The organism is Vibrio sp. A8-1, from assembly GCF_013048685.1.
Taxonomy (GTDB): domain Bacteria; phylum Pseudomonadota; class Gammaproteobacteria; order Enterobacterales; family Vibrionaceae; genus Vibrio; species Vibrio metschnikovii.
Genome location: NZ_VHTC01000004.1, coordinates 54,088 through 79,421 on the forward strand (window position 1 = coordinate 54,088; position 25,334 = coordinate 79,421).

24 protein-coding genes and 2 tRNA genes are annotated in these 25,334 nt (G+C 44.2%); 10 read left to right on the forward strand and 16 right to left on the reverse strand.

What is annotated here, in order from left to right; genetic code table 11:
- Positions 1–53: 53 nt before the first annotated feature.
- Genes modC through modA form a run of 3 tightly spaced genes read right to left on the reverse strand, consistent with a single transcriptional unit; the run spans position 54 to position 2,627 of the window.
- Complete coding sequence (modC, locus tag FKN93_RS03145) at positions 54–1,166, reverse strand: molybdenum ABC transporter ATP-binding protein ModC (protein WP_170904468.1); 1,113 nt, start codon at positions 1,164–1,166, stop codon at positions 54–56.
- A complete protein-coding gene (gene modB, locus FKN93_RS03150; protein WP_170904469.1) occupies positions 1,163–1,864 on the reverse strand; it encodes a molybdate ABC transporter permease subunit in 702 nt (233 codons plus the stop codon). The genes modC and modB overlap by 4 nt, the downstream gene beginning before the upstream one ends.
- Positions 1,845–2,627, reverse strand: a complete 783-nt coding sequence (gene modA, locus FKN93_RS03155; RefSeq protein ID WP_170904470.1) for a molybdate ABC transporter substrate-binding protein — start codon at positions 2,625–2,627, stop codon at positions 1,845–1,847. Before modA ends, modB begins: the two co-directional genes overlap by 20 nt.
- Before the next feature lie 189 nt (positions 2,628–2,816).
- On the opposite strand from modA, the gene FKN93_RS03160 reads away from it, so the two are divergent.
- Positions 2,817–3,341 (forward strand): hypothetical protein, encoded by a 525-nt coding sequence (locus FKN93_RS03160; protein ID WP_040905104.1) that lies wholly within the window; start codon positions 2,817–2,819, stop codon positions 3,339–3,341.
- Positions 3,342–3,404: 63 nt separating this feature from the next.
- Here the strand turns inward: FKN93_RS03160 and FKN93_RS03165 are convergent, their stop codons facing one another.
- Genes FKN93_RS03165 through FKN93_RS03185 form a run of 5 tightly spaced genes read right to left on the reverse strand, consistent with a single transcriptional unit; the run spans position 3,405 to position 8,298 of the window.
- Positions 3,405–5,936: a LuxQ periplasmic sensor domain-containing protein gene (locus FKN93_RS03165; RefSeq protein ID WP_170904511.1), complete on the reverse strand. Its 2,532-nt coding sequence runs from the start codon at positions 5,934–5,936 to the stop codon at positions 3,405–3,407.
- A gap of 57 nt (positions 5,937–5,993) precedes the next feature.
- On the reverse strand, positions 5,994–7,085 hold the full coding sequence (locus tag FKN93_RS03170) for a substrate-binding domain-containing protein (protein ID WP_004396677.1): 1,092 nt from the start codon (positions 7,083–7,085) through the stop codon (positions 5,994–5,996).
- Between the two features lie 50 nt (positions 7,086–7,135).
- Positions 7,136–7,417, reverse strand: coding sequence for a GIY-YIG nuclease family protein (locus FKN93_RS03175; protein ID WP_040905107.1), 282 nt, complete (start codon positions 7,415–7,417; stop codon positions 7,136–7,138).
- A 2-nt stretch (positions 7,418–7,419) separates the two neighbouring features.
- Positions 7,420–8,052: a YceH family protein gene (locus FKN93_RS03180; protein ID WP_004396678.1), complete on the reverse strand. Its 633-nt coding sequence runs from the start codon at positions 8,050–8,052 to the stop codon at positions 7,420–7,422.
- Positions 8,053–8,094: 42 nt separating this feature from the next.
- The gene (locus FKN93_RS03185; RefSeq protein WP_040905109.1) at positions 8,095–8,298 is read right to left on the reverse strand and encodes a hypothetical protein; all 204 of its coding nucleotides are present in this window, start codon (positions 8,296–8,298) and stop codon (positions 8,095–8,097) included.
- 390 nt (positions 8,299–8,688) lie between these two features.
- Between FKN93_RS03185 and FKN93_RS03190 the strand changes: the two genes are divergently transcribed.
- Positions 8,689–9,018 (forward strand): DUF496 family protein, encoded by a 330-nt coding sequence (locus FKN93_RS03190; RefSeq protein ID WP_004396679.1) that lies wholly within the window; start codon positions 8,689–8,691, stop codon positions 9,016–9,018.
- A 323-nt stretch (positions 9,019–9,341) separates the two neighbouring features.
- The gene (locus FKN93_RS03195; protein WP_004396680.1) at positions 9,342–9,593 is read left to right on the forward strand and encodes a YgjV family protein; all 252 of its coding nucleotides are present in this window, start codon (positions 9,342–9,344) and stop codon (positions 9,591–9,593) included.
- A 103-nt stretch (positions 9,594–9,696) separates the two neighbouring features.
- On the opposite strand, the gene glpK is transcribed toward FKN93_RS03195, so the two are convergent.
- Both glpK and FKN93_RS03205 read right to left on the reverse strand, forming a co-directional pair.
- Complete coding sequence (gene glpK / locus FKN93_RS03200) at positions 9,697–11,217, reverse strand: glycerol kinase GlpK (RefSeq protein ID WP_004396681.1); 1,521 nt, start codon at positions 11,215–11,217, stop codon at positions 9,697–9,699.
- A gap of 50 nt (positions 11,218–11,267) precedes the next feature.
- A complete protein-coding gene (locus FKN93_RS03205) occupies positions 11,268–12,122 on the reverse strand; it encodes an MIP/aquaporin family protein (protein WP_004396682.1) in 855 nt (284 codons plus the stop codon).
- A 659-nt stretch (positions 12,123–12,781) separates the two neighbouring features.
- On the opposite strand from FKN93_RS03205, the gene glpA reads away from it, so the two are divergent.
- The 3 genes from glpA to glpC are packed head-to-tail and all read left to right on the forward strand — an operon-like array spanning position 12,782 to position 16,964.
- On the forward strand, positions 12,782–14,431 hold the full coding sequence (glpA, locus tag FKN93_RS03210) for an anaerobic glycerol-3-phosphate dehydrogenase subunit A (protein WP_158145509.1): 1,650 nt from the start codon (positions 12,782–12,784) through the stop codon (positions 14,429–14,431).
- Positions 14,428–15,741, forward strand: a complete 1,314-nt coding sequence (gene glpB, locus FKN93_RS03215; RefSeq protein WP_170904471.1) for a glycerol-3-phosphate dehydrogenase subunit GlpB — start codon at positions 14,428–14,430, stop codon at positions 15,739–15,741. The genes glpA and glpB overlap by 4 nt, the downstream gene beginning before the upstream one ends.
- Complete coding sequence (gene glpC, locus FKN93_RS03220; protein WP_158145340.1) at positions 15,738–16,964, forward strand: anaerobic glycerol-3-phosphate dehydrogenase subunit GlpC; 1,227 nt, start codon at positions 15,738–15,740, stop codon at positions 16,962–16,964. The genes glpB and glpC overlap by 4 nt, the downstream gene beginning before the upstream one ends.
- Before the next feature lie 91 nt (positions 16,965–17,055).
- On the opposite strand, the gene FKN93_RS03225 is transcribed toward glpC, so the two are convergent.
- Entirely contained in the window at positions 17,056–18,147 is a 1,092-nt protein-coding gene (locus FKN93_RS03225) for a ketoacyl-ACP synthase III (protein ID WP_170904472.1), read from the reverse strand.
- A gap of 186 nt (positions 18,148–18,333) precedes the next feature.
- Between FKN93_RS03225 and trxC the strand changes: the two genes are divergently transcribed.
- The 3 genes from trxC (at position 18,334) to FKN93_RS03240 (ending at position 20,410) form a co-directional block, all read left to right on the forward strand.
- The gene (trxC, locus tag FKN93_RS03230) at positions 18,334–18,768 is read left to right on the forward strand and encodes a thioredoxin TrxC (RefSeq protein WP_040905111.1); all 435 of its coding nucleotides are present in this window, start codon (positions 18,334–18,336) and stop codon (positions 18,766–18,768) included.
- Between the two features lie 193 nt (positions 18,769–18,961).
- On the forward strand, positions 18,962–20,116 hold the full coding sequence (locus FKN93_RS03235) for an MFS transporter (protein ID WP_115152604.1): 1,155 nt from the start codon (positions 18,962–18,964) through the stop codon (positions 20,114–20,116).
- 102 nt (positions 20,117–20,218) lie between these two features.
- Positions 20,219–20,410, forward strand: a complete 192-nt coding sequence (locus tag FKN93_RS03240) for a DUF2986 domain-containing protein (protein WP_004396688.1) — start codon at positions 20,219–20,221, stop codon at positions 20,408–20,410.
- Here the strand turns inward: FKN93_RS03240 and FKN93_RS03245 are convergent.
- Positions 20,399–20,872, reverse strand: coding sequence for an NYN domain-containing protein (locus tag FKN93_RS03245; RefSeq protein WP_004396689.1), 474 nt, complete (start codon positions 20,870–20,872; stop codon positions 20,399–20,401). The two genes, FKN93_RS03240 and FKN93_RS03245, sit on opposite strands and share 12 nt — an antisense overlap.
- Before the next feature lie 328 nt (positions 20,873–21,200).
- Here FKN93_RS03245 and FKN93_RS03250 point away from each other — a divergent pair, with 328 nt between their 5' ends.
- Positions 21,201–22,781 carry a BCCT family transporter gene (locus FKN93_RS03250; protein WP_158137228.1) on the forward strand — a complete coding sequence of 527 codons (1,581 nt, stop codon included), beginning with the start codon at positions 21,201–21,203 and terminating at the stop codon, positions 22,779–22,781.
- Positions 22,782–22,960: 179 nt separating this feature from the next.
- On the opposite strand, the gene FKN93_RS03255 is transcribed toward FKN93_RS03250, so the two are convergent.
- From FKN93_RS03255 to FKN93_RS03270, 4 genes are all read right to left on the reverse strand, one after another.
- A tRNA-Cys gene (locus tag FKN93_RS03255) sits at positions 22,961–23,034 on the reverse strand.
- A gap of 26 nt (positions 23,035–23,060) precedes the next feature.
- Positions 23,061–23,147 (reverse strand) — tRNA-Leu (locus FKN93_RS03260).
- 351 nt (positions 23,148–23,498) lie between these two features.
- Complete coding sequence (locus FKN93_RS03265) at positions 23,499–23,843, reverse strand: helix-turn-helix transcriptional regulator (RefSeq protein WP_004396691.1); 345 nt, start codon at positions 23,841–23,843, stop codon at positions 23,499–23,501.
- 285 nt (positions 23,844–24,128) lie between these two features.
- On the reverse strand, positions 24,129–25,295 hold the full coding sequence (locus FKN93_RS03270; RefSeq protein WP_154171212.1) for a D-alanyl-D-alanine carboxypeptidase family protein: 1,167 nt from the start codon (positions 25,293–25,295) through the stop codon (positions 24,129–24,131).
- Between the last annotated feature and the right edge of the window lie 39 nt (positions 25,296–25,334).

A 25,334-nucleotide genomic window follows, 5' to 3' on the forward strand; every position in this document is an offset into this window, starting at 1 on the left:
ATAAAGGGAAGGTTACCCTTCCCTTTCCTAACGCAGCTTGAACTCAGCGTCACCTAGGGATGAGTTACCACAATATCTCGCTGGGTAACACTCACCCCTTTAATCTGGGCATAAACCTGCATACCAACGTGTAAACCTAGCTCTTGTAACGCCCATTCGGTGATGGTTGACCATAGCCAACAGTCATCGCCGATCGTTAATTGCAAAGCAACACTTTTGCGTCCTTCTCCTTGCTGAAGATGCTCGATACGCGTGATTCTGACTGGTAAAATATTGCGAATTGAGGTCGCTTGAGGAAACTGTCGCGTCACTGACACATCAGTAGCACGAATTTGCAAACGAACCCTCTGCCCCTCTACAGCATCTTCAATTTGCTGTACCCATAAACCGACCTGCTCACTCAAAGCAACATAACTCAGCCCATAATCTAGACGATGATGAGTAACCTTGCCCAATAACAAAGTACTTTGTTCACTAAACGATTGCCATGGACGCATCAACGAGGAGGACCATACCTGCTCAATCGGTCCCGATATCAATTCTCGTCCTTGATCTAATAACACTAAGTGATCCGCTAAACGTAAAATCTCACTCATGCTGTGAGTCACATACAAGATGGGAATGTTGATCTGCTGACCAAGGCGCTCTAAAAAAGGCATGACTTCTCTCTTGCGAGGTAAATCTAACGAAGCCAGAGGCTCATCCATCAATAATAAGTCAGGTTTGGATAATAAAGCCCGCCCCATCGCGACCCGCTGTTTTTCACCCCCCGATAAATCATGCGGATAACGTTCCAATAACGCATTTAAACCTAACAGACTCACTATCGACGTAAAATAGTCATCGTCGGCCACCGATACACCATAAGTCAGGTTACCACGCACTCGATAGTGGGGAAAAAGTCTTGCTTCTTGGAAGACATAGCCTATTCGACGCCGCTCAGTAGGAATATTAATCCCTTGTTCAGAATCAAATAACACTCGATTCGCTGTTTTTATATAACCAGAATCTGGTTGTTCTAACCCACTAAATAAGTTAATTAACGTCGTTTTTCCAGCACCTGAACGACCAAAGATGGCACTGACACCACGGCTGGGTAAGTGCAAATCCACATCAACCTGCATACAACCAAGCTGCTTTTTCACTTTTAGATGGAGGTCAGTCATTGCTTCATCCCCAAACGACGGCGCATACGCCGATTCAGCCATTCAGAAAAAAACAGCGACACTAAGGCAATCACAATCGAAATAAGACACAAACGCGCGGCTTCCATTTCTGAACCAGGAGTCTCAAGAAAATTGAACATCGCTAACGGTAGGGTTTGTGTTTCTCCCGGAATGTTCGAGACAAAACTGATCGTCGCACCAAACTCACCGAGACTGCGCGCAAAAGAGAGCATAGTACCGGTAATAATCCCAGGTAAAGTCAGCGGTAAGGTGATAGTAAAAAAAACTTTCAGCGGCGACGCCCCTAATGTGCGCGCGGCTTGCTCAAGCCGAGGATCAACCATTTCAATACTCAAACGAATCGCTCTGACCATTAAAGGTAAAGAAATCACAAAACAAGCGAGTACGGCTCCACGCCAGCTAAAACTAAAAGACACGCCAAGCCATGTCTCTAACCAACGACCAATAACGCCTTGTTTGCCCATAGTGATTAACAATAGATAGCCAACCACAATCGGGGGTAGTACCAACGGGAGGTGGATAAGACTGTCGAGGAGACCTTTACCAATGAAAGTTTTTCTTGCCAATACCCAGGCGAGGATTAGACCAATCGGCAATAACCAAACAATGGTATAAGTGGCGACTTTCAGGCTGAGTTGCAGAGCAAGCCATTCATAATCACTGAGCAAACTGTTCATGCTCCATGTCTGTCGTAAAACCGTAACGAGCCAATATCGATTTTCCAGCCGGTGACGTGACGTAATCAATAAAAGTTTGATTATTGGATTTATCACTCAGTCTTAACAAAGGGTAATGAATCGTATCGTGTAAGCTGTCATCAAACACGGTTAAGGTCGTGACTTTATCCGTCGATTGAGCATCGGTTTGATAAACCATGCCTAACGCAACCTCCCCTCGCTCCACTAGAGCCAGTGCTGAACGGGCATTATTGGTCGGAGCCAAATAAGATCGCACCTCATCCCAAACCCCAAGCGAACTCAGCACTTGCTGAGCATAAATCCCAACAGGTACGGCATCCGTATTACCAACCGCCAAACGGCTTTGGGCTAAACGCTGTTGCCATTGCTGCCGGTCGTTGACATCAAATGACGCCGATGACGATGTAGCGGGCTGGATCAAAACCACTCGGTTACCTGCAATTAAAGTTACATGCTCAGAACCAATATTTTGCTTATCGATCAGATACCGTGCCCAATCATCGCTCGCTGCCAAAAACAGATCCGCAGGCGCACCGCGCTCAATTTGTCGGGCCAAAGAAGAAGATCCACCAAAGACCGGCACGACCCTTGTGGTATGGCTCGCCTGATAGTGCTTAATCAATTCGTTGACGGCGTTGGTCATCGATGAAGCGGCATACAAATGAAGCGTCTCTTGAGCAAACAATGATGGGCTGAATGACAGTAGCAATAATGAAAACGCACGCTTTAAACCTTTGAACATAGTGATATCGCTTCCCTAAATGGCGACCAAAACGGGTTAAGCAAAGTTCGAACTTTGGTTAACCGCTCATTTTGCGCCTATTTTACCAGCAAAGTCTGAATAGAAGATTGATTAATTTACTGAAATGGCCTGTAATTCGCATACGATTATTGTATCTTTACGCTTTCTTCTTCTTAGGATGAATATTTCATGCTCACAAGACTCTCTAGCAGCCTTCTTTTATTGTTGGCAACACTGACCTCTCATGCTGCTTTCGCCAACAATTTTAACTACAACTTTTTTGAAATCAGAACGGCATTAAACCCCGAGTCATTCGGGGGAGAGTTTAATACCTATTTTACCGAAAATTCGCACCTCATTGGCCGAGTCGATTCGCGTTTTGAGGGCGATTGGGATGCCGCCGTCGGAATGGGGTTCAATGGTCCAATTAATCCTTTTGCCGATATCTATGGACAAATGCTCGTCCACAGCACACGAGGCAGTCGTGAAGAAGGCAATAAAAACGATATGATGATCGAGCTCAACGTCGGTACTCGTGTTTGGTTAACCGAAACCTTAGAAGGGCATCTGCGTATTGGCCGTAATGAAGATAACTCGATATTTATCGCGGGCATCCGCTTCCACTCAACCCAACAAATGGCATTAACGGCTGAAGTCCGCAATGCTGGTATTTGGGGACCGCAAATTGGTATGGGGGTTCGCTTCCATTTTTAATGGGTTAGCACAACAAATCTCCCCTGCATAAGATCGACTTGAGCGCTGATCGTTCCAAAACTATCAGCGCTCTGAATTAGCACATTGTTGTTTAAAAAAGCACAGCGCTTGATAAAACATCTCTTCTTTGAGCGGCTTCACTAATACGTATTCCGCTCCGGCCTCAATGAAGGCTTGTTGTGTCTCTAGCAAGCCATCGGCCGTACAGGCATAGATCGGTAACGACAGTTTCATCTCATGCCGAATGATTCGTGCGGTATCAATGCCCCCCAAATACGGTAACTGATTGTCCATGAAAATCAGATCGTAATCTTGTTCCTTTACCCGCTCAATGGCTTGTAAACCATCACTCACCCAATCGACCTGTATTGAATATTTCTGACAAAATGCTTGTAAAATAAAAGCATTCGTACGGTTATCCTCTACCAATAATGCGCGTATAGGCTGAGTAAATAATTGATAGCGATCCGTATTAGTCTGTTCGGCGTCGCTCAATTCCTCATTCACGACAATACGAATAGGAAACAGCAAATCAAAGCGCGTACCATAACCAACCTCTGATTTTACCGTGATCTCACCATGCAATAATTCAACTAAACTGCTGACTATCGATAAGCCTAAACCACTACCTCCGTATTCCCGAGTCGTGGTCGATTCTGCTTGTACAAAAGGGTCAAAAATACGCTGTAAATCCGTCGCCGCAATCCCGATCCCCGTATCTTCTATGCTAATCATTAACTTATCGATGCCGCCTTGTTGAATAAGCGCTAATTTAATGCAAATCGACCCCTGATGAGTAAACTTAACAGCATTACTGAGTAAATTGAATAAAATCTGATTTAAGCGTATTTGATCGCTGTGTAAGCGAATTTCCGGTTCAATCGCGCACTCAATGATCAACTCAAGTCCCTTCTCTTTGCATAAAGGGTTATAGATACGCCGAATCGCTGAAACCATAGCTACGACTGGGAAATCACTATTTTGGATCAGAAATTTTCCCTGCTCAATTTTTGAAAAATCAAGGATATCATTCAAAACAGCGAGCAGATGCTCACCGCTGCTGCACAATACATTGACTAACTCTTGCTGCTCCTGAGTGAGCGAATTTTGTTTTAATAATTGAGAAGCGCCTAAAATACCGTTTAACGGCGTCCGTAATTCATGGCTCATTTTGGCGAGAAAATCAGCCCGTAATCGAGCGGACTCTTCCGCTTGTTCACGAGCAAGGCGACTTTGCTGCTCCGCTTCCACCATCGACGTGATATCTTGTCCTTGAGTAATGATCGAAACAATCCGCTCATCCAATATGATCGGTGATAATTCCCATAGAATGGTTTTACCATCGAACTCTGTTTTGAGCGCTTTGACAATATTACCTTGTGCCGCTTGCTGAACCGCGATAATCAACTGAGGCTTAACGCGGGCAAAAAGCGAATGCTGTTGAGAATAATGACTCAAGAAATAAGCCTCAGCCGACGGATTCATGCGAATCAATCCCCCCTGGGCCGTCCACAATAGCGTCGGCGATAACGAAAAATTAAAGAGATCCTCAAACTGTTTTTCTTGTTCGGCCAGTTGATGAAAAGTGCTTTCTAACGTGCGCCCAAAGTGATCAAACTCAACAATTTGAGAACCAGGGAAATAGGCACCTTCACGTAGCTCAACCACTTGATGGGTATAAGACATTAAGCGCGTCATTTCGTTTTCAATTTTACGTTGTAGCCACCAACGAACAATAATGAAAACGACAGCGATCGCCGCAACGACAGCAAACATCCAAAATAAGTAATTATTACGTAGAGCGAGCGCGTTTTGGTTACTCTGCACAGCGTATACCGTGAGAAAGGTTGGCGCTCCGGCTAAAGTTAATGGCGTGCGACTAACCACATACTTGCCATGGATGTCGTAACCTTCTTCGCCTTCTTTGACCACCTCATCCACTTGATAAGCTTCTGTCCCTATCAATGTCGAGGCTAAAACATCACCTCCCGCAGCAAGTACCAGTTGCTGTGAGTCACTGCGCTCACGTAAGTTCTCCACTAAGGTAACATTATTGTTCAGCACCACACTGATGTATAAAAAACCTAGGGATTCACCACTCACGGTATCAATAATCGGCGTACGGCGAACCAAAAGATACACATCGCCAATTAAAGATCGCGTAGTGATTAAGTGCCAATCATGGCTAAACGCGACTTGTTCAATGATATGGATAAACGTGTTGTCAGTTAAACCATAAAACTGGGCATTACCATCATCCCAGATCGGTTGAGTAACATTAGCGATAAACCGAAAGTCCGCCATATGGCTGATATCACTGCGATCAACACTGAGAAAATACTGTTCAAGCTCATTAGTTAAGTGGCCATGTAAGGCATGAACTAAAGTGGCATTTTTCGCACTGCTGTCTTGATGAATTTTTAAAATAGTCAGACGAGAATTAAATATATTCTGGATCAAATTCGCCGTTTGATTGGTGGTCCGTATCACTTCTTGCGTAATTAATCGGCTACTAACTTGATAAGTATGAAATAAAATACCGAGCGTTAACACGCTCAATGCCATCACGATGGCTCGGCTAATCAGGGTGGCCATATGCCTTTTTTTATCAGCCACGATGGGTCTTGGCACTGCAATTATCTCCCGTCATGATTAGCGATCAGAATATCGAAACGCACGTTGTTTGAGTCGTTCAATGTGTTCAGTGGTGGTATTTTGAGTCACCAGTTCAAATTCACCAGAGTAAACCAGTGGCACTGGCAAACCAGCCAGATCTCGTTTGATGGCTTCTGCCATCGCAATGCCCGTATCGTCATTCATACGCATGACGGTGACCGCTAATCGGCCATCTTGCAATGCCTCAAGCTCTGCCGAACCTCCCCCCCAGCCATTGAGATAGATATCTTCACGTTCAAGTTCTCGCAAGGCTTGTGCTGCTCCAAGCGCAATATCGGTCGAACAAGCATAGAGAAAGGTAATTTGAGGATTATTACTAACGATATCGAGCGTCGCTTGATAGCCGCTCTCCATCGTGGCGGTGGTGTAGTAAGACGAGGCTAAATGAAAACGGTGTTTGACATTATGGATAAAACTGTCTCCACGCGCTTCACTGATGTACCCTTCTGAAAAATATAACACCCCATAATCTGCACCTTGTGGCAGCTTGCGTTGGTAAAACTCAGCCAAATGCTGAGCGCCAATTTCATGGTCAAACCCAGCATACAATAAAGGCTGACGACCTTGCCAATCACGAATGGGCGTGGTGATATTTTGTAAAATGACTTTTGTCTCAGAGGTATGCAGTAGATGATCAATAAATTTTCGATGGCGCATGGTATCTAAGGTAAAAATCAGATAATCGGTTTTATTTTGCATCGCTTCCATTAAGGAGATACTTTGCTGACGGGCATCTAAGCTAGGTCGAGTAAAAACTTGGTGTAATTGATATGTAATGCCAAGCTCATGCATACGAGCTTCAAACGCTTTAATATTACGAGACCAATAGTCTGACACTTGCTGACCGGGATAGATGACTGAAATCGTGACTGGGCGAGTTTGAGCTAGAGGTAGGGGTTCGGCTCGAGTCTGGACACTTTTCGCCAATAAATCGGTTAATGTCTGTTGCTCGGGATGTGCCTCTAAAAACGCTTGATAGGACCAGTAATCACTCAGCAGTTGTGAGGGATTAGCGAACACGGCCATAGGAAACCAACTCAGTAACACGATCAGCAGTCTTATTTTCATCCCACTTGTTATTCCTTATGGCTCGGTTTCGGTTATCTGCAACTCAACGATCAGGAAAGATCAAATCCCCCCATAACTAAACGCTCTTTTTGCGTTTTGCTCAGGCATTTGATCCGATGTTCTAATTGCAAAGCTTGGCTTTTACTCGGTCCAACATGGTGCTGCCACACTAAGCTGAGTGGGCCTTTACCACGCAAAGCTTTAGCGCCACATCCCTGCTGATGCTGGATAAAACGTCGATTGATGTCGGTTGTTATCCCACAATATAGTGCATTTTTCGATGTTCGGATCAAATAGACCCACCAATCTGAGTGTTGAATGGGAGCTAACATACTTAATGATTGGCGATCAACGCACGTAATTCAGCCACTTCATGACGTAACATCGCCACTTGTTGCTCCAGTTCATCAATACGTGATAATGGTAACTCCGTCTCTGTACTCGCAGCGACACTGTGCGTATCGACTTCACCGCAGAATAAATGGTGATAACGCGATTCTCGTTTCCCGGGTTCGCGAGCTAACTTAACCACTAAACCGCGTTCTAGTAACTGTTCTAAAATACTTTCGGTTTCTTTCACATCATTAAAATGGCACAAACGGTTGGTACGAGTGCGTAATTCCCCCGGTGTTTGTGGACCACGCAACAGCAAACAACAGATAACCGCTAATTCTTGGCTATTGAGTTTTAAATCGCCAAACTCTGTATTACAAAAACGATGCTGATATTTAGGTGTACGACGATTAAAACTACTTTCATCACTGACAAGGCGACGGGCAATCAGCGCTTCAACCGTATCTTGCACCTGTGCCTCAGACAAATTCAACACGGGATCGCGATTACTTTTTTGATTACAAGCGGTCACCAAACTGTTCAGTGTTAACGGATAATATTCTGGCGTCGTGATCTCTTTTTCGATCAGACAACCAATGACTCGTGCTTCTAAAGCAGACAGTTCGCTATGCATGTTAATTTCCTTCTAGTTAGAATCTGTACCTTGTACAGTCAATTAGTGTTCAAGCATCAAACTCAATCGTATGACTCTTCCTTGCTCATCAATCACGATCACCTTCGAGCGGTTTAACTCAATCTCACTGGCTAATAACTGTTCTCTTTCATGAAGATAAGCTTGGCGAAGCTGTTGATGTGCTTTGCTTTCATGGTGTGACGCAGGTGGTTTAGGAATGACAATGTCTGAAAAACTGAGTGGCAAAGTATTGTCCTGTTATACGTTAAGGCAAAGATAAGTAACTCAATAACGGAGACCAGCGAGAGCAATAGGCGTACTCTATCCCCATACGCTGAGAGAATCCATGAAACCGAGCAAATACCGCTGGTTACCGCTTTAAGTAGGAAGGGTATAACGTATTTCAAGCAAACAATACAAGCCCCTATACAATAAAATCTACACCCTGGCCATTTATTGGTGATTTCTTAGTCAATACCGAGGGAGGTTTGATCTTAGGTCTGTTATGCGCCTTTGCAATGTGTTTTAATTTCTCTGCCCACGTTACCTCAAGAGGCAACGCATTCGTACCACGCTGAATTTAGCGTCTTGATATCACTTGGGTAGATAGTGGCACTCATTATAGGAAAGGGATCTATGAACAGCGTATTTGAAATTGTGAGCTTGGCTCGTCGTAAGAACAAACTAAAGCGTGAACTACTCGATAACGAGAAAAAGGTTCGCGATAACCGTAAACGTGTAGATTTACTGGAAAACTTAGTCGATTACATCAAACCGGATATGACTCAAGAAGAGATCATTGAGATTGTGAAAAACATGAAGTCTGACTACGAAGATCGCGTCGATGATCACATCATTAAAAGTGCTGAAATTTCTAAAGAGCGTCGTGATATTAGCCGCCGAATCCGTGAGTTAACGGAACAAGATAAGCTCATGACTCAAGGTGGCGCTAAAAAAAGTAATTGATTTTATATGAGCAAGCTGAATAAACATGAGATTTATTCGCCGCGATGCAAGTCCGCTATCAAGCGGACTTTCTTTTGCCATCAATTCAATAATCAACAAAATATGTAATAACAAAACTATTATTAGCATTAATCGTTTGCGTAATCGCTAACCCTCTCCGAAGCTATTTTTGAGGGTGTTATCACACATTCACCATTGCTATAGTTTGAGTTAGTTAAATTAATCCAGCCATTATCGGTAAAGCGTTGTTCATTTTTCATCGTGAAAATCAGCGTAGCGCGACTGACCCGGCTTGGGCCAACTGCAAGAGGATCACACAAATAATGGATATGAATATGGTTGATATTATGGGCTATGCAGCCTCTATCATGGTGGCTATTTCCCTAACGATGAAAGACATCGTAAAACTTCGCGTACTTAACTTTATTGGTTGTAGCTTATTTGTCGGCTATGGACTGATGATCGATGCTTGGCCAGTGGTCGCAACCAACGCCTTCATCGCTTGTGTTAATGTCTACTTTTTAGCTCGGATGCAACATGCAAAAAAGAGTGAAGGCGTACAGAACGCCGCTTAAACTCTGTAACCAATAAAAAACCACGCGTCGGAAAATAACAGACTCTGGACGCGTGGTTTATCTTCACTAGTTTAAGGCTAGTTTATCCATCAGCAATATCAATTTAATCCTCTTCGTGATGCTCAGCCGCCCATGATTGAGCGCACTTCACCGCACGTTTCCAACCTTTATAACGACGTTGACGTTTTTCTTCATCGTGATGTGGCATAAAGGAGCGATCAATTTCTGCTTTATTTTTCAGCTCATCCAAACTATCCCAGAAACCAACCGCGATACCGGCTAAATAAGCCGCACCCAACGCCGTCACCTCGGTCACTTTTGGACGATGAACTTCAGTATCCAACACATCGGATTGGAACTGCATTAAGAAGTTATTGGCGACAGCTCCGCCATCAACGCGCAGTGCCGCTAGCTTAATCCCTGAATCTGCTTGCATCGCATCCAAAACATCTCGGGTCTGGTAAGCAATACTTTCTAATGTCGCACGAATGATATGGTTCGAATTCACACCACGCGTTAAACCGACAATAGTACCGCGAGCGTAAGCATCCCAATAAGGCGCTCCTAGCCCAGTAAAGGCCGGCACGACATAGACGCCATTAGCAGTATCGACTTTAGTGGCAAAGTATTCTGAATCGTGAGCATCGGAAATTAATTTTAGTTCATCGCGTAACCACTGAATCGATGCGCCCCCCATGAATACCGCACCTTCGAGCGCATAACTTGGTTCACCTTTCGGCCCACAGGCTAACGTCGTCAAAAGACCATTTTTTGAAGTCACTTTTTCTTTGCCGGTATTCATCAACAAAAAGCAGCCCGTACCATAGGTGTTTTTTGCTTGCCCCGCTTCGACACACATTTGACCGTAAAGCGCCGCCTGTTGATCTCCGGCAATCCCCGCGATAGGAATACGGGTTCCACCTTTACCACCAATGTTAGTTTGGCCATACACTTCTGAAGAAGATTTCACTTCAGGCATCATGCTTAATGGAATATCAAACTCTTTGAGGATTTTTTCATCCCAGTGTAAATTGTTGATATTAAATAGCATAGTCCGAGAAGCGTTGGTGTAATCGGTAACATGAACACGGCCTTGAGTCATCTTCCAGACTAACCACGTATCTACGGTACCGAACAGGAGTTTACCCGCTTGTGCGTCTTCACGAGCCCCTGGAACATTATCTAAAATCCATTTGACCTTGGTGCCTGAAAAGTAAGGATCAAGCAATAGGCCTGTGTTCTCACGCACATACGCTTCCAGCCCTTCACGCAATTTTAGTTGCTCACAAATTTCAGCGGTGCGGCGACATTGCCACACAATCGCATTGTAAACTGGTTTGCCCGTTTCTTTGTTCCAAACAATCGTCGTTTCACGCTGGTTAGTAATACCAATGGCAGCAATTTCATCACTACGGATACCTGATTTACCAAGCACCTCGATCAATGTCGAACTTTGTGTAGCATAAATTTCCATTGGGTCATGCTCTACCCAGCCCGCTTGTGGATAAATCTGAGTAAATTCACGCTGAGAAACACTGACGATATTGGCATCATGGTCAAGCACGACTGCCCTTGAGCTGGTTGTACCTTGATCCAATGCAACCACATATTTTTGCTCAGTCATGGTCTATTCCTTATTCACGTTCTAATAAATGGGTTAATAAATTATGCACGTTAAACATGTGCTTGTTCGTTATCTTCTACTACATCGCATTGATTAGGTATGGTGCAACCCGTTCCTTCAGTTGGCAGGTAAGCAGCGATAAATTTAGGGTAAGCCCATGCACCAAAACAAGCTCCAGCAATCGGCGCAATAATCGGCACAATAAAGTATGGGATCTCTTTTGCACCCGTTAGGGCATAATCCCAACCAGCAAAATAAGCAAATAATTTAGGTCCAAAATCACGAGCTGGGTTCATTGCAAAGCCAGTTAGTGGGCCAAGCGAGCCACCAATCACCGCAATCAAAATACCAATCAATAGTGGGTTCATCGCGTTGCGATGCGCACCATTATTCTCATCACCGAGAGCGAGAATGACAAACATCAGCACGGCGGTGATCACAAATTCAACCGATATCGCTCCTAGAAAAGAAAGAGAAGGATGAGAATAGGTCGAGAAAATCCCTGCGGTGGCTAAACCAGCTTCACTGCTACGGACAAAATTGTGGGCGATTTCATAATCGACAAAAAGGTTGCTGTACAAGCCGTAAACGAGCGCCGCAGAGCAGAATGCACCGAGCAGTTGTGCGATAATGTAGGGCAACACTTTCGCTTTATCAAAACCATGAAACGCAGCTAAAGCGATGGTTACCGCTGGATTAATGTGTGCACCAGAAACACCTGCGGTACAATAAATAGCAATGGCGACCCCAAGTCCCCAGATAATACTAATTTCCCACTGACCAAATTGAGCTCCAGTCAGTACTAGCGCAGCGACACAGCCTACGCCAAAAAATATCAGCAATCCTGTGCCGATAAACTCTGCGATACACTCTCCTAAAAGAGTCTGTTGTTTTGTTCGAGCCATAAGTAAGTGTCCTTTTCCGTTTACACCGTTATTGCACACCGTCATAGGGTGATACGGGGCAAAATCTCGCACAAAAAGATCACTTCGAAAATGAAAAAACCTCACAAATGAGCGTTCGAACACAATTTTGTAATCAATAAGAGTAATTTTTGTTAATTAGAGCCATATTTTGATCTCAGAAAACCTCGCCATTATGGTTAAAAATCGTCGTTCTTAGCGACCATCGCTCACGTGGTGAGATGAATATCATAAGAACGATGAACAACATATTTACAACTAAATATCCGAAAAAATTAATATAAACGTCGGCAACATATCAAAATAAAAGCTCAAAACTGATGAATGGTAGAGCAGAGAGCGACAGTTAACATCAAGAACAATGGCACTTTTTACTCACTCGTATTCAAAAATTTGCGTTTACATTCGTTATATTGCTTTGCTTGCCTGCCGAAAACTCATGTGAACAATAAGTAAATAAAAATCATCTAATCCCATCTATTTTGTTTAGCCATTTGCTATCTATAAGCAACTTGACGATAACCACTCACCAAAAATCTTTCGTTCGAACTTTTGTGAGCAATCTATCGAACATATTCAACTTAAAATGGCACACTAATGGTAAGTTTATTGTAAATATAATTAAGGCAGAGGTCATGAGCATGACAACGAAGCAAACCATCGAAACCGATGTGGTGATCATCGGTGGCGGAGCGACGGGAACCGGGATTATGCGTGATTGCGCTTTGCGTGGTATTCGATGCATTCTGGTTGAAAAAGACGATATCGCCTCAGGTACAACCGGAAGAAACCACGGCCTACTCCATTCTGGCGCTCGTTACGCCGTCACTGACCATGAGTCTGCTAAAGAGTGTATCCAAGAGAACCTAATTTTAAAACAGATTGCTAAGCACTGTGTGGAAGCAACGGAAGGCCTGTTCATCACACTGCCCGAAGATGATATTGCGTTTCAAGAAACCTTTATTAACGCTTGCCACTCGGCGGGCATTGCCACCAAACAACTCAGCGCTAAAGAGGCGCTACGTCTTGAACCGAATGTTAACCCTGCTTTAATTGGTGCCGTACAAGTCCCCGATGGTACCTTAGACCCTTTTCGATTATGTGCCGCTAATGTACTTGATGCCAAAGAGCATGGTGCACAGATCCTTAACCGCACCATAGTTACTGGTCTTATTCGCCAAGGTGATACTGTACTCGGCGTTCACTGCCTGCAGCTCAGTACTCATCGTCAATTTAATATTGTTGCTAAGCAAGTGATCAATGCGGCTGGAATTTGGGGACAAAATATCTGTGAGTATGCTGATCTGAATATCAAGATGTTCCCAGCCAAAGGATCGCTACTCATTCTCGACTATCGCATCAATAACCTAGTGATTAATCGCTGTCGTAAACCTTCCGATGCCGATATTTTAGTCCCAGGTGATACCATTTCTTTGATTGGCACGACCTCCGAACATATTGACTACGACCAGATTGACAATCTACACGTCAGCGAGAAAGAAGTAGATATTTTGCTCTCTGAAGGGGCGAAATTGGCTCCGATCATGGCCAACACTCGGGTATTACGTGCCTACGCAGGGGTAAGACCGTTAGTGGCGGTCGATGATGATGGTAGTGGACGCAATATCAGCCGCGGGATTGTATTGTTAGACCACCAAGAACGCGATGGCCTGAAAGGGCTAACCACCATTACTGGCGGCAAATTGATGACCTATCGATTAATGGCCGAATGGGCCACCGATATGGTTGCCAAAAAATTGGGCAATACGGTGGCATGCTCTACCCATACCCGCCCTCTTCCTGGTTCAAATCAAGCCGAAAAGCCGGTCAAAAAAACCGCCAGCTTAGCAAAACCCGTCTATGAATCGGCGCTTTATCGTCACGGTGAGCGAGCTGAGCAGTTTTTATCGGCAGACAGTAAAAGCCAAGCCATCATCTGTGAATGCGAAATGGTCACCGCGGGTGAGATTGAATACGCGATTAAGCAGTTAGATGTTAATAATCTCGTCGATTTACGCCGCCGCACACGCCTGGGCATGGGGCCATGCCAAGGTGAATTATGCAGTTACCGAGCCGCCAGTTTATTTCAAGACTATGGCGGTGTCTCTGGTCAACAATCAAGCCAACTGTTGGTGGAATTTTTAGAAGAGCGCTGGAAAGGCATTAAACCGATTTTCTGGGGCGATGCACTGCGCGAGGCAGAATTTAGTTATTGGATCTATGAAGGATTATTGGGTGCCAGCGATCTTCCTCATCCTTCTATTCAATCGAGCCAGGAGGAGACGTTATGATGAAGTATGACGTGATCATTATCGGCGCTGGGATTGCAGGTTATAGTGCAGGGATCCGCTGCTTACAAGCAGGCTTAAAAACCGCACTGATCAGCCAAGGACAAAGCGCGCTGCATTTTTCATCAGGTTCGATTGATGTCTTAGGTAAACTACCCTGCGGTAGCGCCGTTGAGTTTCCTTTTCAAGCAATCCAACAGCTCGCTCAACAAGCTCCGGAACATCCTTACAGTAAGGTTGGGGCAGCGATCAGCCAGCAAGGATTACTGTGGTTTCAACATACTCTTCAGCAACATGGGATGCCATTAAGTCATCAAGCCGATCATAGTAATCATCAGCGGATCACCTCAATGGGAACGCTTAAAGCGACTTGGCTTTCGCAGCCTTATGTATATCAACATAAAAAACAGTGCGATTTTAAACGGCTTGTGTTGGTGTCCATCGAAGGTTACCGCGATTTTCAACCGCCGATGCTACAAGATAACTTACGTTGTTTACCTGAATTTTCGACCATTCCCAGTACCATTGTTTCGATCTCGATTACTGGTTTTGCTGAACTGCGCCATAATCCTCATGAACTGCGCTCAATTGATATTGCAAGGTTGCTTAAAAAACCTTCGGCATGGCAAGCGTTTTGTGATCAATTAACGCAAGTAGCCACCGGTGATGATTTGGTAATTCTCCCAGCGATCATGGGTAACGGTGACGGATTGCACCTACTCGATAAATTACACGCCACTACTGGATTGTCTTTGCATGAAGTTCCGACCATGCCACCTTCTTTGATGGGGATCCGGATTGAGGAGTCGCTTAGTCGTGCTTTCTTATCCCTTGGTGGTATACATTTAAAAGGCGATAAAGTCACCAAAGGCGAGTTTAATCACCATCGATTGAACGCGATATACACCAAAAACCTGACCGATATGGCGCTTTATGCTGATCATTTTCTCATGGCGACAGGAAGTTATTTTAGTCAGGGCTTAGCCGCTAATCATCAGGGGATCAGTGAGCCTATTTTCCAACTCGACGTTGAAAGTGCTCAAGAGCGGGCACAATGGCGTAATCACGACTTTTTTGCTAAGTGCTCTCACCCTTTTATGACATTTGGCGTCACAACGACCGCCTCATTAAACCCTAGCCGTCAAGGTGAGACTATCCATAACCTCTATTGCTGCGGTTCTATGCTCGCAGGTTATGATCCGGTGTTTGAAGGTTGTGGTGGTGGCGTCGCGATTGCAACTGCTTATCATGCTACGTCACAAATTATCGCTCAATGGCAAGCGCAAGCTTCAACTCAGGAGGCTCTGGTATGAATCATTCCTTTATTGCCAATGCACCGAAAAACACCTCATTTGATCAATGTATCAAATGTACCGTGTGTACCGTGTACTGCCCCGTTGCTAAAGCGAATCCACTGTACCCTGGGCCAAAACAATGCGGCCCAGATGGCGAGCGTTTGCGGATCAAAAGCGCGGAATACTACGATGACTTACTAAAACTGTGCACCAACTGTAAGCGCTGTGAAACCGCTTGCCCTTCTGGCGTGCGGATTGGCGACCTGATTGCCGTGGCACGAGGCAAGTATGGTAAAAAGCCATTCAATCCGAAGTTAATGCGTGATTATGTGCTCAGTCATACCGATTTATTTGGCTCCCTCGCTACGCCTTTTGCACCAGTCGTCAATTTTGCCACCTCGCTACCTCTGGTCAAAAAAATCATGCACAAAACCATCGGTGTGCATGATCACAAAGCCCTACCGAAATATTCTCATGGCACCTTTCGCCGTTGGTTCAAACAACAAAAACAGCAGCAAGCCAGCTATAACCGCCAAGTCAGTTACTTTCATGGTTGCTATGTCAATTACAATCATCCTCAGTTAGGGAAAGACTTTGTTCGGGTAATGAACGCGATGAACATCGGCGTCAGCTTGTTGGATAAAGAAAAATGCTGCGGCGTACCTTTGATTGCCAATGGCTTTCACGATAAAGCGCGCAGTAATGCTCTACTGAATGTCAAAAGCTTAGAAACGGCCGTCTTGGAGAGACAGACTAAGGTACTCTCAACCTCATCGACCTGCTCTTTTACTCTGCAACAAGAGTATCCGCATGTGTTAGGCGTTGATAATAGCCAAGTCGTGGCAAGCATTGAGTATGTCACGCGTTTTCTACTCAAAGAATTCATGAGTGGCAATGCGCCGAAGATGAAACCCGTTAACCTCAAAGTGGTTTATCACACTCCTTGTCATTTGGAGCGCAGTGGTAATGTTATCTTTACGATTGAACTTCTGAAAATGATCCCAGGTTTAGAGCTGGTGGTTTTGGATAGTGAGTGTTGTGGTTTAGCGGGCACTTATGGCTTTAAAGCGGAAAACTACGATGTGTCAATGAAGATTGGTTCACACCTATTTGAGTCGATCAACACCGCCAAGGCAGATTTCGCGGTGACCGACTGTGAAACCTGTAAATGGCAAATCGAAGAAAACACCACCGCCGAAAGCATTCACCCGATCACACTGCTGGCAATGGCGTTAGCCTAAAACACGATAGCCAGCGTATCCATTGACGCTGGCTATCAACGATGACGCTAATCCACGGACACCGAACAGATTTGCCGTTGCTGCTCAGCGGCTATTGAGATAGTGGCCGCTGCTGACAATGTTCAATCGCTTTTTCTAGCAATTGCAGTGCGCTTTGCTCACAGGATGGTAATTGTGCATCACTACTGCCCAGAGGCGTTACCCGTGAGCCCCATTTAATATGGCCAGCGCCCCAAGTTAAGCCTGCACCAAACGCGGCGAGTAACACGTTATTATTGGGTTGAATCTTACCTTGTTCCAATGCTTCACACAGGGCAATCGGCACCGTTGCCGCCGACGTATTGCCGTATTTCTGAATATTAATAAACGCTTTATCTTGGCTAATACCCGATAAATCACATAACGTTTGAATGATACGGATATTGGCTTGGTGTGGGATGACCACATCCACGTCTTGCTGCGCTAAACCACTGGTGGTTAACACTTGCGCCGCCGCCGCGCCCATGCCTTTAACGGCTCTTTTAAAGATCTCTTTACCAACAAAATCAAACGCCCAATAACCATTGTCGGCAGCAAAGCGATCCATTGAGCTACCAAACTTCGGCACCGCCAAAATATCACGCCCTTGAGCATCACAACCAATTTTGGCTTCTTGTAACCCAACCGGTTGCTCTGTACGACTCAACACTACCGCACCGGCACCATCACCAAATAAAACGGCGGTATCGCGTTTGGTCCAGTCAATATAAAAAGACAGTCTTTCTGCGCCAATCACTAAAGCATGTTGGTAGCGACCAGCCTGCATCAAGCGAGTGGCGGTTTCTAAACTGTAGATAAACCCGGTACAAGCGGCATTAAGATCAAAAGCGGCTGCGCTATCTATTGCTAAGTTCTGCTGGATTTTTGAAGCAATATTAGGGATGAGAGAATCGGGCGAACAAGTAGCAACAATAATCAAGTCAATCTCTTTAGCGTCAATCCCGGCACAAGCAATCGCGTGTTGAGCCGCTACGGTAGCTAACTCTGAGGTATTCACGTGGCTAATCCGGCGAGATTCAATCCCAGTGCGAGTGCGGATCCACTCATCATTAGTCTCTAAAAAGGTGCTTAAATCATCATTTGAGAGCGTGGCCGGTGGCAAACATTTACCCCAACCGGTAATTTCAGCATAATATTGAGTCATTATAATCCTGCTTTTCGTTGTTATGCTCTTGCTACTGGTGAGATTAATCAAATAGCAAGGAGATAGGCATTCATTTATTATTGGCGATGTTAAGCGCATTCACCTAACAAAACGACTAGTATACGCTGATTTGCCTAATCACGTTAAGCGCTGATCGGCAAAGCAACAAAACTAAAAGAGGAAACCATGTCAACGTTCACCACTCGCTGCCCAGCTTGCCATGGGCTTAATCGTATCCCAACAGCCCGAGTTTCTGAAAGCCCGCGCTGTGGAAAATGCCAAGCCGCACTGCTTGATGGGGCTCCGATTGAAGGTACAGCGGATAATCTAGAAGCGCTATTAGCCAGTGAACAACCGGTCGTTATCGACTTTTGGGCTCCTTGGTGTAATCCTTGTGTCGGTTTTGCCCCCATTTTTCATGACGTAGCCGTCGAACGTCAAGGGCAAGTGAGATTTATAAAAATCGACACTGAAGCTCAACAGGCGTTGGCAGGAAAATATCAGATTCGTAGCATTCCCACCCTGATGGTCTTTAAACAAGGCAAAAGAGTCGATGTTCTCAATGGTGCGTTACCAAAAAGTCAGTTTGAACAATGGCTAAACCAAGCATTAACCAAATAAATTATCCCGTAAAATAACATTTAAAGTTGGCATTTCACCGCCGATTATGCCAACTTTACTACGCTTAATCATAGCTTATGACTTGATAAATTTATTTTATCGTCATGAGCATTATTTTTCGTTTTACCTTTCTATTTTTAAGTCCCATATTCGCCGCGAAACCTAGTCCTATTCTTAATTCGAGGCGATAACTATGGACATGATTACTTCTCCCGTTCATCGTATTTCAGTACCGGTTATTGCGCTCACACTGTATGCCGTCGCTTCAGGATATTTGATGAGTGTCATCCCACTCATGCTGCCACATTATGGGTTGGAACTTTCTTTAGCCAGCTGGCTAGCCAGTGTGTTTTATGCCGGTTTATTGCTCGGCGCGCTGTTTATGGAGCAGTTAGTCAATCGCTTCGGACATCGCAATACTTTCATTGGCTGTCTATTAGTGCTGTTAACGTCTATCGTGATTTTGCCCGTTTTTGCCAATAGTCTAACTTGGCTTGGTGCACGTTTTATCGCTGGTATTGCCGTTGCGGGGGTATTCGTTGTAGTTGAGTCGTGGTTACTGCATGGTAATGAAAGTGGCCGCGCAAAACGATTAGGTATTTACATGGTATCGCTCTATGGCGGTACAGCGATGGGACAATTAGGGATTGGATACTTAGGCGTTAATGGTTTAATCCCATTTATTGCGATTGGCTCCTTATTATGCTTCGCAACGGTGATTTTAATCTTTGGTCAATCTGATCAACCGTCTACCGAAGCAGGACAAAGTCTGTCTTGGAAACAAATGACCAAATTAAGTCATGCTGCCATCATTGGCTGTTTAGTTTCAGGGCTGATATTGGGCGCTATTTATGGACTGATGCCAATAGAGTTGACACAACGTGGCATTAGTCACTCAGAAATCGGCAGCTTAATGGCATTAATTATTCTCGGCGCGATGGTCGTACAACCGATTGTTCCTTGGCTATCTAAGCATCTTGGCAGAACCTTATTAATGGCTTTCTTTTGTTTATTAGGCGCTTCTGCGGCGGTATTACCATTATTAGACAGTAGCGTTACGCTTCTCGCGATCAGTTTGTTTGTGCTCGGTATGGCAACGTTTGCTCTCTACCCGATTGCGATTAATTTAGGCTGCGATAAATTAGATGCCCATTACATTGTCTCAGCCACTCAAGTGATGCTGTTTAGCTACAGTATCGGCTCTGTATTAGGGCCCGTTATCGCTGATTGGTTTATCTACACCAATCAAAGCTTACTTGGTTATCTTTTTGTGACGTTATTGATCACTTGTTTGTACATGCTGCTGGCCAGCGTGAAAACCAAACGTCAATGGGTAGCTGGAGAATAAACAACACGCAATAAACTTGATTGAGTTCGCCCTTAAAAACCAGTATGCTGCGCGGCTTTAGGGCCACTTGGCCCTAAATTGATCGTCATCGAGCACAGAAGCATGAACCGTAAAAAGAAAATTAATCAAACACTACAAAAGCATCTTAAAAAGAAAAACGCCAAGCTACATGGCACCAATAAACCTCGTTATATTTCTAAAGCGGAGCGCGCCAAATTAGAAGCAGAACAAGCCGCTTTAGAAACCGTAACTACCGATGCTGAACAGCAGGCGGATAACGGATTACAGCAATAAAGCTTGCTCTATCGGAACAAATTGACTGGCGACATCAATTAAACTTTGTGCCGTCAGTCTTGGTACACCATAAACCTCAACCTTAACCTGAAAGCGCTGCTGAATACGTTCTACTAAAGGTTCAAAATCCCCATCACCGGACACTAAAACAACCGTATCGACTTGCTGAGCTAGCTCATAGGCATCAAGCGCAATTCCCACATCCCAATCTCCTTTCGCACTGCCATCACTACGTTGAATAAAAGGCTTTAGCATCACTTCAAAACCTACACCGCGTAAAATATGATGAAATTGCCGCTGTTGAGGCTCTTTACTGGCAATCGCATAAGCGTTCGCTTTAAATACGTGACGGCCTTGAGTCACTTGTTGCCAGAACTGGTTATAATTAAAGTGACGCCCGTATCGCTCTCGACAGGTGTAATAAACGTTTTGTACATCAACCAAAATGGCAATTTTTTCCATCTCATCCTGCTTATTTTATCAAATTCAACATAGCCCCAATGACTTGGCGTTTTCGGAAATACGAGAGCGGACTATCAACAATCGCACTTCGTCCACCGATGATGCAAACTTTACCACAGCGAACAATGTTCACTCACATAAAATAAGCAACTATTTTAGTATTTTAAACAGCATAAAAATTTATAAATTTGACTTTAAAACAAAATTGTCGCTATTATCTGCATCGAAAAATGATTTGTACTCTAATTATTTATTTATCTTTTGACGTATTCATCACTTGTCTACACGTAGACGAGTGACGAATGCGAAGCACTTGTTGAGTCATCGTATGCAAAACGCTTTTAACAAATACAGCATTGAAACGACCGATTACCATGTCGGTAGAGACAATGTACAAAAATGGGGATTTGATGTTCATAATCCTGTCTTCGGTATTAGTGCCGGATTCATTCTACTGTTTCTTATCTCCATCATCTGGGTCGGTCCGGAGATAGCCAAATCTGCACTCGACACACTTAAAAATGGCATTATTCAACATTTTGATGCCTATTTCATGTGGATAACCAATTTCTTCCTGCTCTTTGCTATGGGATTAATGATCTCCCCTTTAGGTAAAATTCGCCTTGGTGGACGAGACGCAGCCCCTGATCATTCCAGAATATCGTGGCTATCGATGCTTTTTGCTGCAGGCATGGGCATCGGTTTATTATTTTGGAGTGTCGCTGAGCCAACCGCTTATTATACCAATTGGTGGGGAACGCCCTTTAATGTCGAGGCTTATACACCAGAAGCAAAATCTCTTGCCATGGGTGCAACGCTATTTCACTGGGGGATTCACGGATGGGCGATTTATGCGATTGTCGCCTTAGCATTAGGTTTTTTCTCTTTTAATAAAGGCCTCCCACTCTCCATTCGTTCCGTGTTTTATCCTATTTTTGGTGACCGTGCATGGGGCTGGCTCGGTCATATTATTGATATTATGGCCGTATTAGCCACTTTATTTGGTTTAGCGACTTCATTAGGCTTAGGCGCTCAACAAGCCACAAGTGGTATTAACTACGTTTTTGGTACCCAAGGTGGGATCGGGATGCAATTTGCCGTGATTGTCTTTGTGACCTTGATTGCCATCATCTCGGTGGTACGTGGTATCAACGGCGGCGTTAAAGTATTGAGTAATATCAATATGGCTTTTGCTCTCGCTTTATTGATTTTTATTATCAGTGTTAGCTTTAATACCACGCTACAATCGATTCCTGCGACCTTCATGGCTTACGTAAAAAACATTCTTCCCCTAAGTAATCCCCATGGTCGTGATGATGAAATCTGGATGCATGGTTGGACGGTCTTCTACTGGGCTTGGTGGATATCATGGTCACCTTTTGTCGGCATGTTTATTGCGCGGGTATCACGAGGCAGGACGGTGCGTGAATTTATTCTTGCGGTGGTATTTATTCCAACCTTACTGATCATCGTTTGGATGTCAGTGTTTGGTGGGATCGCTTTAGAGCAGGTTTCTAACCAAATCGGTGAGCTAGGCACACATGGATTAACCGATATTTCGTTAACATTATTCCATGTCTACGAGCAATTACCGCTCGGTAACGCCTTATCGCTGATCTCGATCGTACTGATCCTGATCTTTTTCATTACTTCAGCCGATTCTGGTTCTCTGGTCATCGATAGTATTACCGCAGGAGGAAAAGTGGATGCTCCGGTATTACAACGTATATTCTGGGCAACGGTCGGTGGTTCAATTGCTGCCGTACTACTTTGGGTTGGGGGCTCAGAGGCGCTACAAGCACTGCAATCCGGCGTCGTCGCCACAGCTCTGCCTTTTAGCTTTGTATTGCTACTGATGTGTGTAAGCTTAATCAAAGGATTAAGAACCGAGCAAGCGCTTTACTCTTAATCCATCTGATCAAAATAAAAAAGCCAGCCACGATTAATAGGCTGGCTTTTTTCTAATTGGAATATCCGCACTCAATATCATTAAGTTATATAGAGAGATTAATATCGCGGCGATATAAATGAAAAAGTAGAAACAACGGAGACAAAAAAACCAGCATCTAGGCTGGTTACTTAAAAATATGGAGGCGCGTCCCGGAGTCGAACCGAGGTTCACGGATTTGCAATCCGCTGCATGGCCACTCTGCCAACGCGCCTTTGTATCAGTTTCTATTTTGGCTGATGGTGCCCCGGGCCGGACTTGAACCGGCACGACTCGAAAGTCGAGGGATTTTAAATCCCTTGTGTCTACCAATTTCACCACCAGGGCAACGCAAATTGCGGTATGGCAACACCATCTGCTCTTTCGGGCTTTGCCCTGAGAACGAGGCGTACTTTACCGTATTCCTCAGCAAGGTCAATAAAAAAATGTGATTTATCAATCAAGTGATCAATAAATGAACCAAGTGGTATAATAGACAACCGAACCGAACAAAGTTCAAACACTGAGTAGGCTTTATTCTCTAGATTGATGCTTTAAAATAAAAGTAAGATTTCTGCATTACTTGATGATGATGGGGCCAACCACATCATCTCACCCCATCAGCATTGCAGTCTCAATGTATTAGCCCATAAGAATTTTTTTAATTTTTAGACTATCGGACTTTATTCTTTACCGCCATTAAGCATAATGAACATATTCAATAATCACTTGATTACCTTCTATTGACACATGCTGAATATCACCATCAATGATCACACGACTGGTTAAACTGATCGCTTGCTGATTATAAGCAGCCGCCGTTTTTAAACTCGGTATCACCATATGGGGTTCAATATGCAAATGTCGACAAAACTGGCTAATAAAAGTCATCGACAAAGGACTATCACCGCGCAGAAGTTGAGAAAACTCTACTTGGGTTAAGTTGAGTCGTTTCGCCATCTGCATCTGAGTTAAATGCATTTTGGCTTTTTGTGACATCCATACGTTGTATAAGGCTTGGCGGTCTTCAGCGCTAAACTCCATTATTTATCCTTTAACGAGTGCAACAGGTAATCATTGCACAGGATGACAAAAAGGATTCGTGATGATGTCAGTGGGAAGTTAAGGTCTGTTTAAATTTATTTAACTTAATTTTTAATATCACTCGACCGCTGACGATAGCTAGCTCATTAAATACATTGATCAAGCGATAAATAGGATGAGCGAGCACTAGAGAGATATCGATAACCTCCTTTGCATCACCATACATAGAAAAGAGACACAGCAGAGAAAAAATTTCTCTGCTGTGTCATTCATGATGAAGGGATTTTAAAACCAGCTTGCGAATAAACGTTTGATTCTATCTAAGGTTCGTTTAAACCAACCGCCTTGCTCAACGCTTTCTAAAGCCACCAAGGAAGCTTCACCGACCTTGCGATCATCGACTTGATAAATCACTTTACCAACAATATCACCTTTTTGGATCGGGGCTTGTAAATCCTTATTCATTTCGATCAAGCCACTGAGCTTAGGTAACTCACCTTTAACCACAGTTAAATAGGTTGTCTCAGCGACCCCAACAGGTAACTGATCTTTTTTGCCCATCCACACTCTCGCCTGCTCAATCGGCTCTCCAGCTTGATGAGGCGCTATGGTTTCAAAGAAACGGAAGCCATAGCTTAGCAACTGCTTACTATCGGCTTCTCGGCCTTTAGCGCTATTGGAACCCATAACGACAGAGATCAAACGCATGTTACCATTGGTCGCCGAGGTGGTTAGACTAAAACCAGCCCCGCTAGTAAACCCTGTCTTCATACCATCGACATTCATGCTCCGATCACGTAATAAACCGTTACGGTTGTATTGAGTGATGCCGTTATAAGTAAACGACGTTTCACTATAGAGCGGGTAAATTTCTGGTAGATCACGAATAATCGCTTGCGCCAGCTTAGCGATATCATAAGGCGTACTGTATAGACCTGAACTGTCTAATCCATGCGGATTGGTAAACGCCGTATTCGTTAGCCCAAGCGTTGCAGCCCAAGAATTCATTAAATCAACAAACGCATTTTCAGAACCAGCCACATGTTCTGCGATAGCCACACTCGCATCATTACCAGATTGAACAATCAAGCCGCGATACAAATCCATCATATTGACTTTCGTGCCTACCTCAATAAACATTTTTGAGGAATCGGGAAAGTTTCTCGCCCATGCTCTTTGGCTAATTACCACTTGATCATCAGGGCTAATGTTACCCCGCTTCATTTCTTGTCCGGCAACGTATGACGTCATCAGTTTCGTTAAACTCGCTGGATTCAATTTATTATGAGCATTGTGTTCAACTAAAACCGTACCCGTATGGTAATCCATCAAGACATAACCTTTCGCAGAAAGCTGCGGAGGATTGGGTACCACAATCGGTGTTGCATTACTTACCAGGGGAATAAAAGACAAGCACGTCGCAGAAACGACAATAGACTTGATATTTTTCATAACTCGCATCCCAAAATCAAAGAGAAAAATAGTATAACT